This window comes from Flavobacterium sp. DW-iso2 (genome assembly GCF_058725285.1).
The window spans coordinates 64,337-76,584 of sequence record NZ_JBZXDY010000010.1; the positions used below are offsets into that span (position 1 = coordinate 64,337).

Consider the following 12,248-nt stretch of genomic DNA (forward strand, 5'->3'; position numbering starts at 1 on the left):
TAAAAAACGGCTGTTCTGTACTGAAATCTTAAGCGTAATTCCTTTAAATTCCCGCATCAACCCCCTCCCGTTTTAACTATTTCCTTGAATAAAACAGATGGTGAAATGCGTTTTACCTCCTGATAGGTCAGAATCAGTTTTATGACTCAAATAACCGCCGTGGGCTTCTATGATATTTTTCGAAAGCGTAAGTCCAATACCAGCGCCATTTTTTCTAGTAGTGAAAAAAGGGAGGAATATTTTGTCTGTAATTTCGCTTTCAATTCCTCCTCCATTATCAGATATGATGATGTAAAAACGATTGTTTTGTGTTGCCGTAGTCAAGTGTATACTCTTTTCCTCTTTTTCTTTTAATGCAAAAACACTGTTAGTAAGCAAATTGATAAGTACTTGTTCTATTTGGTTTTTATCAAGGTCAATTATTTTATTTTTTTCGATTTCGTTGCTGATTTTTATATTTTCCGATTCGAAAATAGGAGACATCATTTTAAGACAATCTTCAAACAATAAATGAATTGGAGTTGGTTTTTTGTTTGGCGAAGGAAGCGCAGCGAGCTTCCGATAGTTCTCGACAAAAAACTGCAAATGATCACTTCTGTTGATAATGGTCGAAATGCTGCTTTTGATGTCTTCAAAATCTTCCGATTCTAAATGGTCTTGATCTACGATTTGTAGTAAATTTTGCGAAAGCGATCGAATAGGTGTCAAGGAATTCATTAATTCGTGAGAGATGATTTTCATCAAATTAATCCAAGCTTCTTTTTCTTTTTTCTCAATAACACGCTGGATGCTGTCTAATAGCACGATGAAGTAGTCTTTGTTAAACGATTTTGTTAACGAAGTTTGCAACATAAACGTCTGCGCTTCTTGTTGCTCTATTTTGATGTTAATGGACGTCTTTAATTCTCTAAAACCGGTGTTTTCAATTTCTTCGCAAAGCGACGGCAGGTAATTCTTAAGATATTCCCAATTAGTCACTTTTGGGACACTGAAAAGAGTGGAAAAACAATCGTTCATCAAGAAAATGGTCGAGTCGTTATTTTCTTTTTCTAAAATTAAAACAGCGGTATCTATATTGTTTATTATCGAACGATAAATTAATTCTTTTGAGCTGCCGTCGTGTTGTTTCTCTTTCAAAGTATCATACAGCAGACATAAATTTTTATAATCTCCTTCTTTGTATGCAGCAGGAAAACGAGCAGAAAAGTCGTTATTTAGTATCGAAAGTATGGTTTTGTCGTAAAAAATCAATTTGTTTTTGATGTACGAATACATTTCGGCACAGATCAAAAAAGAAAATAGCATAATTAAAATACCACTATACAAATAACCGTTTCCAAATAGATAAAGTGAAAATGCGAGTGCAATAATGACAATAAGAACTCTTGCAAAAAGGGCATTGTAAAATTTCCAGCTATTCATTAGTCGTTAATTTTAAGATCGTATTTTTCAAGTCTACGGTACAACGAACCTCTGGATAAACCCAATTCTTCAGCAGTTTTACTGATGTTTCCGTTGTTTTTAAAAAGGGATTTTTCGATGGCGTTTTTCTCTATTTCGGATAAGGGATGTTCCTCCGTTGTTGTTATGTATTCAAAGTTAAGTAAGTCTAAATCAGTTACCGAAATTATATTGTCATCTGACATGATCAAGGCTCTTTCAATCTTATTTTCTAATTCTCTAATGTTTCCTTTCCAAGGATAACGTTCCATATATTCGGCCACGTTAGTGTCAAAAATGACATCGTTTTGACCGTATTTCTCTCCTATCTGCTTTAGAAGGAAGTGCGCCATGGGCACAATATCGTCTTTTCGTTCTCGCAAAGGCGGTAGGTTTATTTCCATGGTATTAATACGATACAACAAGTCTTCTCGAAATGTTTTGTTTGCGACTTCGGCTTTAATATCGCTGTTAGTTGCTGCTATGATTCTTACATTTAATGTTCGCGGTTTGCTTTCGCCTAGCCGTGTGACTTTCTTTGTTTGTAAAACATGCAGTAGTTTTGATTGCAAATGCAAAGGGATATTGCCTATTTCGTCAAGAAAAATAGTTCCATTATCGGCAATTTCAAATCGTCCTGGGGTATCGGTTTTTGCGTCGGTAAAAGCACCTTTGGCATAACCAAAAAGTTCACTTTCAAACAAGTTTTCGCTTAACGAACCCAAATCAATATGAACGAATGGTTTGTCTTTTCGATCAGAATGCTGATGTATATGTTCAGCAAAGACAAATTTACCTGTTCCGTTTTCTCCTAAAATAAGGACGTTTGCATCTGTTTTTGCTACTTTTTCAGCAATGGAATACGCCTGTTTTGTTTTTTGGGAACTGCCAATGAACTGTTTTTTAGGAGCGGGTTCTGAGTTTGATGTTCGGCTGAGTTTTCGACCTTCCACAACGGCTTTGTCTATAGTGGAGAGTAATTTTTCATTATCCCAAGGTTTTAAAATATAATCAAAAGCACCTATTTTCATGCCTTCTACTGCGGTTTCTATTTTGCCAAAAGCGGTCATTAAGAGCACGACTGTTTTTGGCGACAGTGTTTTTATTTCTTTCAGCCAGTGAATGCCTTCGCGTCCATCTTCAAAACCAATGCGGTAGTTCATGTCCAATAGAACAACATCAATTTGGTTGTCGCCAAGGATAGTAATTATTTTTTTTGGATCATTTGTTGTGAAAATTTCTTCAAAATGCTTCTTCAAGATCATTTTTGCCGAAAAAAGAATCTCTTCTTGGTCATCAACAATAAGTATTTTGGCTTGTTTTTTTCGCATCAGTATTTGTTTTTGTTCACTTATGAACAGGGGACTGTCCGTTTTCGAACAGTTCGATTTCTAGATTTTTTGCAACCGTATTGATAACCATTGTTTTACGGATTATAAATCCTTTGGCATGCTTTTGTATGTTGATAATCAGTAAATTATTATAAAAATGGACAAGGTTATTCCCCGTAAAAATAGAAAATTTAGGTACTTAACAATAGGATTTGTGAGTTTTTTAGTTGCAGGAGCAGTAGTTTATGCTTCGGTATCTAAAAAACGAAGTTTAAATGTAAAAGTGGATGAACTATTAGTAAAAGAAGTAAGCCAAGAATTTTTTGAAGATTTTATTGTTTTTCAGGCCAAAGTGGAGCCATTGAATTTGGTGTTGGTCAATATCATCGAAGGTGGTTCAGTCAAAGAAATTTTTGTAGAAAACGGAGCAATGGTGACGCAAGGACAACCGCTGGCAAGAATGTACAATCCGAATACAGAATTGAATTACTTGACGCAGGAAACCGCAATCATTGAGCAAATCAATAATTTAAATACCGGAAAACTAAATATTAGAAATCAAGAATTGAACTTAACGAAAGATCTTGCTTTAATAGAACATGATTATAATGATGCTAAAAGAGTGTATGATATGAATGCCAAATTATTCGAAAAAGACATTATCTCAAGAAATGATTGGAATTTAATAAAGGAAAGTCTGCGTTTTCAAGAAGAACGTAAAAGCAATATTCGTACGAGTATTCAAAAGGAGAAACAAACCAATCAAGTGCAAATTTCGCAGATTAATCGTTCGATCCAAACGATGGAAATGAGTTTGGATATTCTAAGGAGTAATAAAAAAAACTTCTTGATTACGGCACCAGTTTCAGGAAGATTAACTTCATTTGAACCTATTTTAGGAAAAACATTTCAAGCTGGAGAAAGTATTGGTAGAATTGATTCTCGCGAAGGCTACAAGTTAAGCGCGCAGGTGGATGAGTTTTATTTAGAGAAAATACGTGTGGGTTTAAAAGGACAAATTGAATATAAGGGAAAAACAGTAATCGTGTCTGTGGTAAAAGTGATTCCAGAGGTTAAAAGTGGTCGTTTTCAAGTGGAATTGCTTTTTGATTCTAAAGAAGAGTTAGCGTTACAAGACGGATTAAGTTTTGGCGTGAAGCTTATTTTATCTGAAAAGAATAAAATTTTGGTCATTCCAAAAGGAAGTTTCAATCAAGAAACCGCTGGAAAGTGGCTGTTTGTTGTCAACGGAAGCAAAGGAGTGAGAAGAAATATAAAATTAGGCAGAGAAAATCCTTCTTATTATGAAGTGTTAGAAGGATTAAAACAAGGAGAAAAAGTAATAACGTCGTCTTATGCCGACTATAAAGAAGTCGAAGAACTGAATATACAATAAAAACGCAATGCAGCTGTACTGCGTTCTTAAATCAAAAACATAAAAAACTATAAAAGGATGATAACAATTCAAAACCTAACCAAGATCTTCAGAACAGAAGAGTTAGAAACTTCGGCGTTAAGCGGGATTAATTTGCAAATCAATGAGGGAGATTTTCTTTCGATTATGGGGCCTTCGGGTTGCGGAAAATCAACATTACTCAATATCATCGGATTACTGGATAGTGCTTCAGAGGGGAGTTACACCTTGTCGAACCAAGAAATGATTGGACTAAAAGAAAAAGGACGTTCTAGTGTTCGTAAGGAAAATATCGGATTTATTTTTCAGAATTTTAACCTTATCGACGAGCTTTCGGTTTATGATAATATCGAATTACCGTTAATTTACAATAACGTAAAGGCTTCAGAAAGAAAACGAAAAGTAGAAGCAATTGCTGAAAAATTAAATATTGCGCATCGATTGAAGCATTATCCCCAACAACTTTCTGGTGGGCAGCAACAACGTGTGGCCGTGGCAAGAGCTTTGATAAATGATCCTAAAATTATTTTGGCTGATGAGCCTACAGGGAATTTGGACAGTAAAAACGGAAACGAAGTAATGGAATTGCTAACTGATTTGCATGCCAAAGGTGCGACAATCTTGATGGTTACCCATTCTGATTATGATGCGTCATTCTCGCAAAGAACCATCCTGATGAAAGATGGCGTTGTTTTCTCTGAAAAAATGAATCAAAGAAATGTAGATGTTTTTAAAATAGAGTAATCATGATACTAATAATACTATTAATCAGCGAATTCATTTTTGAGTTGCTTTGCAGCACACTCTTTCAATAAGCTACGATTTCAATCATCACACGAGCCAAAGTGGCGAACTGGCGAAGCAATCAAAATTAACGAATTAAAAATTATGTTACACAACTGGATAAAAATATTTATATACCATCTCAAGCAAAACAAACTGTTTTCGTTTCTCAATGTTTTGGGATTAAGTATTGGGATTGCGGGGTTAATTTTTGCTTTATTGTATTGGAATGATGAGCATTCGTATGATGCTTGGAACCCGAATAAAGAGAATGTTTTTCAGGTTTTAGTTAAATTAAGTGATTCGCCTGCTTCGTCAGATTGTTCTTTATTTCTAAAACCTGTTTTAGATAAAGACACTAATGTAGAAAGCATTATGTATGCTGACAGTTGGTATCAAAAGGATAAAATTATTTATAATGGAAAGAAAGAGTTTATAGATAAAATCGTTAATGTAGAGCATGATTTCTTTTCTTTTTTCCCTTTCAAAATTATCAAAGGAGATGCTATTTCAGCTTTAAAAGATGATTCCAGTATTGCTATTTCTGATGGTATAGCCAAAAGAGTTTTTGGAGATGAAAATCCAATTGGGAAACAAGTAAAATGCTTAGACCACACGTTTGTTGTGCGAGCCGTTTATCACATTCCTGGGAATTCATCAATCGCACCAAATGTCATAGTCAATAGAATGAAGGAGTGGACTACGGCAAATTCACAAGCACCTTTTGCTTTTAAATTATTACTAAAAGTTAAAGATCCATCAAAAATTGAGAATACAAGAAAGAGCCTAGAAAGGCTATATAATTATGATTTTATAATAAGAGTGGCAAAGGAGGCGGGCTTTACTCCTGAGGAAATGGCTAAGAAAATCGGTCATTTTACAGTTTTTATGGAGCCTCTTTCAAAAGCAAGATTGCATTCTATAGCGGATGGCTATCCTGAAGGCAGAGGTAATTATCAGTTTTTGTTAATCATGATGAGTTTATCCATTTTGATTCTCATTTTATCCATTGTTAATTATATCAATTTGGCAACAGCCAATGCAATAAATCGAGCCAAGGAAGTTGGAGTCCGTAAAATTGTAGGTGCTTCTAAAGGCAACATTATAAGGCAATTTATTTTTGAAACTATTTTAATAAGCTTGTTTTCGATTTTACTAGCATTAGTAATTGTAGAACTAACTATGCCTCATTATAACAACTTTTTAGACAAAAATCTTGTACTTCTAGGAAATCAATTTTACCTGCAATTAATTCTGATTTTTATAATTACAGTTTTGGTTGCAGGAATATTTCCAGCGATTTATGTATCCAATTTTGAAAGTTTAAAAGTATTAAAAGGAAATTTTGGAAGAAGCAAAAACGGTATAGGATTGCGTAATGGAATGCTTATTTTTCAATTTGCAGTTGCTACTTTCTTTATTATTGGTTCTTACATTGTATATCAACAAGTTCAATACTTAAGCAGTAGAGACCTTGGTTTTAAAGGAGACCAAGTGATTTCTGTACCGTTACATTTTTCATCGTCAGATTATGAAGTAGAAAATGTTGGACAACATATTTACAATAAATACACCACCATAAAACAAGAATTAAGCAAAATTAAAGGAATTAAGCAAGTTTCAACTGGTCTTATGTCCTTTGATGGTTCAGATAAATCAATAACAGCCGTTTTATATAATGATGAACTGTTTAAAGAAAAGAGTATTGCTGTAGACTTTGAGATGTTTGAGATGCTAAATATAAAAATAGCAAAAGGTAGAAATTTTGATAGAAAACTAGCTTCGGATACGATTAGTTCGGTGATGATAAACGAAACTGCTCTAAAATTAATGAACATTAAAAATCCAATTGGTAAAGAAATTGTGGTAAGAGAAAAAAATATGAAAATTATTGGAATTATTAAAGATTTTAATCTGTTAAGTCCCGAAGAAAAAATACCGCCAATTGTTTTTTATCATTTAAAAACGGTAGATATAGCTAGAAATATAGGCAAGGTTTTCATAAAACTGGATTCTGATACTATGGTAAATACTATTGTGAATATCGAGAAATTTTGGAGAACAGTTGATAAAGAATACCCGTTTAAATATGATTTTGTAGATAAAGAATATGCCAGAACATATGAAAGTTATGTTAAACAACAAAACATCTTTTCAGTACTAAATGTAGTTGTTATTGGTATTGCTCTTTTTGGCTTGTTTGCTTTGGCTTCTTACTCCATACAAAGGCGTATGAAAGAAATTGCGATTAGGAAAGCATTAGGCGCAGATACGAATATGTTACTCAGAGAGCTGTCTAAGCAATACATTTTGTATTGCATTATCGGGTTTTTGATAGCGTTGTTTCCTGTTTATTATTTGCTAAATAAATGGCTTGAGAATTTTGCTTATCGAATAGATATTTCTATTTATCCCTTTGTAATTGGATTTCTCGCTTTAATGTTACTCACTTTAATAGTTGTTTTGTCTAAAGCCTATCAAGCAACAAAAGTTGATATTTTAAAATATTTAAAATATGAATAATTGGCTTTGTAAAAACGGTACTAGGCAACTTAGAAAGGCTTTCATAGCCGATTAATTTTTTAAAACAAATAAACGATGTTACACAACTGGATAAAAATATTTATATACCATCTCAAGCAAAACAAACTGTTTTCGTTTCTCAATGTTTTGGGATTGAGTATTGGAATTGCGGGATTGATTTTCGCTTTGTTATATTGGAATGATGAACATTCTTATGATGCTTGGAACCCGAATAATGAGAATGTTTATCAGGTCTTGAATCAAATGGGCCCGCAGAAAGAAGTTTGGGCATCTAACTCAGCTCCTTTTGGACTTACATGTAAGGCGACTATTTCAGAAATTGAATCGATCTGCTTTTTCCAGAAGAGTTATAGTGGAGGGCTTTTAAAATATCAGTCTAAAAAATTGATTATAAAAAAAGCAGTCATTTCTGATGAAGAGTTTTTTAATATTTTCCCTTTTCCTATTATTAAAGGGGCAAAAACGGCTATTCTTAAAGAGAAAAATAGTGTCGCTATCTCTGAAGCAACTTCCAAATTGCTGTTTAAAGAGGAAGATCCTATTGGCAAATCAGTCAATTTTGAGAATGAATTTTATACTGTAAAAGCAGTTTATAAAATCCTAAAACCATCGGCGGTAGAACCTGATTATGTGTTTAATGGACTAATCAAGGAAAGAGACCTCGAGAGCTGGGGGGATTACAACTATGGATTGATGATTAAAGTTAAAAAAGAGGTTTCCATTGCAGTTGTTTTAAAAAAAATGGAGCAGGTTGTTTTTGAGAATAGAACCCAGAAAAACGCTAAAGAAAGTGGTAAAACTGTTGCTCAGTTTATTAAGGAAAATGGGGAGTCTAAGATTATTTTAGACCAACTAAAAACGGCGCGATTGCATGGTACAAAATCATCTATAGGAAGTAATTTTCCAGAAGGACAGGGTAATTTACAATTGGTTTATATTATGATGGGTTTGTCGATCTTGATATTGGTTTTGTCCATCGTTAATTACATTAATTTGGCAACAGCCTCAGCTATTAAAAGAGCAAAAGAAGTAGGGGTTAGAAAAGTTGTAGGGGCTAGTAAATCATTGATTATTATGCAATTTATCTTTGAGACGGCTATTGTAGTTTGTTTTTCGGTTATTCTTGCATTAGCTATTGTAGAGCTTGCATTGCCTTTTTATAATGATTTTTTGAATAAAGATTTAACTTTAAATGGGAGCGAGTTTTACCTGCAAATCGTTTTAATTTTTATTCTAGTAATTATTTTTGCAGGGATATTTCCAGCAATTTATATATCAAAATTTGAAACTTTAAAGGTCCTTAAAGGGGATTTCTCTAGAAGTAAAAGCGGGATCTGGATGCGAAATTCAATGTTGGTTTTTCAATTTTCGATAGCTGCTTTTTTTATCATCGGAGCTTTGATAGTGTACCAACAGGTAAGTTATATGAGCGATAAAGACTTAGGTTTTAGTGGTGATCAGATTATTCGAATTAGGTTTAGATATGATGATTGGGAAACCAAATTAAAAAAGTATGAAACCACTAAGCAAGAGTTACTCAAAATATCAGGTGTCCAAGAAGTTTCAACATTCGAAGGGTCTTTCGGTGATGGTACTAATTCTACTTCTGGATTTACCCACAATGGTGTCTTTGTGCAGGGACATAATGTGAATATGGATTTTGGTTTTCTCGATATGATGAAAATTAAGATTGTAGAAGGAAGGGATTTATCGCCTGAATTTGCTTCAGATACCGTAAGCAACATGTTGATGAATGAAACTTGCGTGCGATTGTTGAATCTTAAGAAGCCAATAAATACAATTATCACCTCGGGTTGGGCAAATGAGAATGGAGATCTGAAATTTAAAATTGCGGGTGTAGTTAAAGATTTTAACATTAGTGGTTTAAAAAACAAGATTCCTCCCATGATTTTTGTAAATCTAAAAACGTTAGGATGGAGTAATTTTAGCTTTGTTTATGTTAAGGTAACTCCTGATAATTTAAAGGGAACACTTTCGGAATTAGAGACCTATTGGAACAAGAATATCAATCAAGATTATCCTTTTGAATACGAATTTATAGATAAAACGTTTGCCAAAACCTATCTAGAACAATTAAAACAAAAAAACTTATTTTTCATTCTCAATTTGATTGTGATTGTGATCGCCATTTTTGGATTATTTGCTTTAGCTTCTTTTTCGATGGAACGAAGGTTAAAAGAAATCGCCATTCGTAAAACCCTTGGCGCGGAAACCAATACCTTACTGAAAGAGCTGTCAAAACAATATGTATTCTTTTGTTTAGCTGGTTTTCTAATTGGGATATTTCCTGCCTATTTTCTATTGCAAAAGTGGCTTGAAGATTTTGCATTTCGCATCGATATTCCATTCTTTCCATTTGCTGTAGCGTTGGTGAGCTTGCTGTTTTTGACTTTAGTAATTGTTTTAGCGAAAGCGTACCAAGTAACTAAAATGGATATTTTAAAATATTTAAAATACGAATAATTGGTTTTATAAAAGTGCTAATTAGACCCGTCAGCGATTCAAAGCTAGTCGGGTTTTTTTCTTGTCAAATTAGGACTTATCGGCCTATCAATAAATGCAATGCAAATACTTTAAAATAAGAACTTTTCACCCTATCTTTACAATCTGAAATCAGTTTAAATAAACATAATGTTTCAACTGTAATTACCAATTGAAAACAGTACAATTATAATGAAATTAGATAGAAAAGAAATACTTAAAGCTTTAGAAACAATTACTATAGCGGGAGAAGGAAAGAATATGGTAGAAAGCGGAGCGGTTGCAAACGTAGTCACTTTTGGAGATGAGGTTGTTGTTGATTTAGTTTTGCATACACCAGCGATGCACATCAAGAAACGTGCAGAAGAAGATATTAAAAAAACGATACACGATTTAGTTTCGCCAGAAGCCAAAGTGAAAGTAAATACTAAAGTGGAAGCAGCTGTGGCTGAAAATCCAAATCAAATAAAAGGAAAAGCTATTCCTGGAATAAAAAATATAATCGCTGTTGCCTCTGGTAAAGGAGGTGTAGGTAAATCTACAGTTACTGCAAATCTAGCGGTAACATTAGCAAAAATGGGATTTAGTGTTGGTGTTTTAGATGCTGATATCTACGGACCTTCCATGCCAATCATGTTTGATGTAGAAAATGAAAAACCAGTTTCTGTAGTTGTTGACGGTAAATCTAAAATGAAACCGGTAGAGAGCTACGAAGTAAAAATACTATCGATTGGTTTTTTCACTTCGCCAAGTCAAGCTGTAATTTGGAGAGGGCCAATGGCTTCCAAAGCGTTGAATCAAATGATTTTTGATGCAGATTGGGGTGAATTAGATTTCATGCTAATTGATCTACCTCCAGGAACTGGCGATATTCATCTTTCAATCGTCCAGGCTTTGCCAATAACTGGAGTAGTTGTAGTAAGTACACCGCAAGCAGTAGCTTTGGCCGATGCCAAAAAAGGAGTTTCTATGTTCATGTCGGAGGCGATTAATGTTCCTGTTTTAGGGATAATCGAAAATATGGCGTATTTTACACCTGAAGAATTGCCTGACAACAAGTATTATCTTTTTGGGAAAGATGGAGCAAAAAACTTAGCTGAAGACTTGGGCGTTCCATTCTTAGGCGGAATACCTATTGTACAATCGATCCGTGAAGCCGGAGATTACGGTCGTCCAGCGGCAATGCAAACTGCATCTGCAGTGGAGCATATTTTTGACGAAGTAACTCGCAATGTTGTGCAGGAAACAGTAAAACGAAATGAAAATTTACCTGCTTCAGAGGCCGTTAAGATTACCACAATGGCAGGCTGCTCAGCCGTTAAAAAATAATATAAGATTAAATAGTTCGCTATGATAATCTTTAAATAAAATAAAATGACAACAGAAGAATTAACAACAGAAGTTCAAAAAGCACTTGAGGAAATCAGACCTTTTTTGAATTCAGACGGTGGAGATATTACTTTAGTTTCCATCGAAGAAGGCAAGCATGTCAAAGTGAGATTGGAAGGCGCCTGCACTAGCTGTAGCGTGAATCAAATGACATTGAGAGCCGGAGTCGAAACGACTATTAAAAAGTTTGCTCCACAAATAGAAACTGTTGTGAACATCCTATAAATTTCTTGGGCATGACCGCGTTCATAAAAAAGGCTAATTTACTTTGTGGTGATAAGCCTTTTTTATGAACACGGTCGGGCTATTCGCGCTACTTCGGTAGCTAGCTACTATCCCTCATGCAAAACCGTTTAACTTAGAACTAACTCATAATTAATGGATGTATTAATAAAAATTAAAGATAGAGAAGGAGTAGTGCATGAATTGCAGGCTCCCACAGATATGGCCATGAATATCATGGAACTATGTAAAGCCTACGAACTTCCGGTAGAAGGAACTTGTGGCGGGATGGCAATGTGTGCTTCTTGTCAATGTTATGTGCTTAATGATGTTCCATTACCAGAAATGGGAGATGATGAAGAAGCGATGCTGTCAGAGGCATTTTATGTCAAGCCAAATAGTCGATTGGGATGTCAAATTCCAATCACCGAAAGTTTAGAAGGGCTAGAATTAGAACTAGCTCCAGAAAATTAAAAAAAGCGTCACAATTAAATGTGACGCTTTTTTTAGTTATTGTTATGTCCTTTGCTGAAATTAAGATGGTACCATTTATTTTTCATAACACGAAATAAAAGGCATTCAATAATAATAGATAGACAAAATCAGTATATTAGATACAAAAA

The 12,248-nt window shown here is 34.2% G+C and carries 9 protein-coding genes; 7 read left to right on the forward strand and 2 right to left on the reverse strand.

The genetic code is table 11. The features are described from left to right. Nucleotides 1-72: 72 nt before the first annotated feature. A complete protein-coding gene (locus tag AC4PRO_RS09170) occupies nt 73-1,422 on the reverse strand; it encodes a sensor histidine kinase (RefSeq protein WP_492117136.1) in 1,350 nt (449 codons plus the stop codon). Further along, on the reverse strand, nt 1,422-2,771 hold the full coding sequence (locus tag AC4PRO_RS09175; protein ID WP_492117137.1) for a sigma-54-dependent transcriptional regulator: 1,350 nt from the start codon (nt 2,769-2,771) through the stop codon (nt 1,422-1,424). The genes AC4PRO_RS09170 and AC4PRO_RS09175 overlap by 1 nt, the downstream gene beginning before the upstream one ends. 157 nt (nt 2,772-2,928) lie before the next feature. Between AC4PRO_RS09175 and AC4PRO_RS09180 the strand changes: the two genes are divergently transcribed. From AC4PRO_RS09180 to AC4PRO_RS09210, 7 genes are all read left to right on the forward strand, one after another. Then, nucleotides 2,929-4,167: an efflux RND transporter periplasmic adaptor subunit gene (locus AC4PRO_RS09180; protein WP_492117138.1), complete on the forward strand. Its 1,239-nt coding sequence runs from the start codon at nt 2,929-2,931 to the stop codon at nt 4,165-4,167. 57 nt (nt 4,168-4,224) lie between these two features. After that, nucleotides 4,225-4,929: an ABC transporter ATP-binding protein gene (locus AC4PRO_RS09185; RefSeq protein WP_492117139.1), complete on the forward strand. Its 705-nt coding sequence runs from the start codon at nt 4,225-4,227 to the stop codon at nt 4,927-4,929. Between the two features lie 144 nt (nt 4,930-5,073). Next, nucleotides 5,074-7,491, forward strand: coding sequence for an ABC transporter permease (locus AC4PRO_RS09190; RefSeq protein WP_492117140.1), 2,418 nt, complete (start codon nt 5,074-5,076; stop codon nt 7,489-7,491). A gap of 75 nt (nt 7,492-7,566) precedes the next feature. Beyond that, nucleotides 7,567-9,996 carry an ABC transporter permease gene (locus AC4PRO_RS09195; RefSeq protein ID WP_492117141.1) on the forward strand — a complete coding sequence of 810 codons (2,430 nt, stop codon included), beginning with the start codon at nt 7,567-7,569 and terminating at the stop codon, nt 9,994-9,996. A gap of 210 nt (nt 9,997-10,206) precedes the next feature. After that, complete coding sequence (locus tag AC4PRO_RS09200; RefSeq protein WP_492117142.1) at nt 10,207-11,343, forward strand: Mrp/NBP35 family ATP-binding protein; 1,137 nt, start codon at nt 10,207-10,209, stop codon at nt 11,341-11,343. Nucleotides 11,344-11,388: 45 nt separating this feature from the next. Beyond that, complete coding sequence (locus AC4PRO_RS09205; RefSeq protein WP_016990021.1) at nt 11,389-11,628, forward strand: NifU family protein; 240 nt, start codon at nt 11,389-11,391, stop codon at nt 11,626-11,628. 153 nt (nt 11,629-11,781) lie between these two features. Then, nucleotides 11,782-12,099 (forward strand): 2Fe-2S iron-sulfur cluster-binding family protein, encoded by a 318-nt coding sequence (locus tag AC4PRO_RS09210; RefSeq protein WP_091084941.1) that lies wholly within the window; start codon nt 11,782-11,784, stop codon nt 12,097-12,099. Nucleotides 12,100-12,248 lie beyond the last annotated feature (149 nt).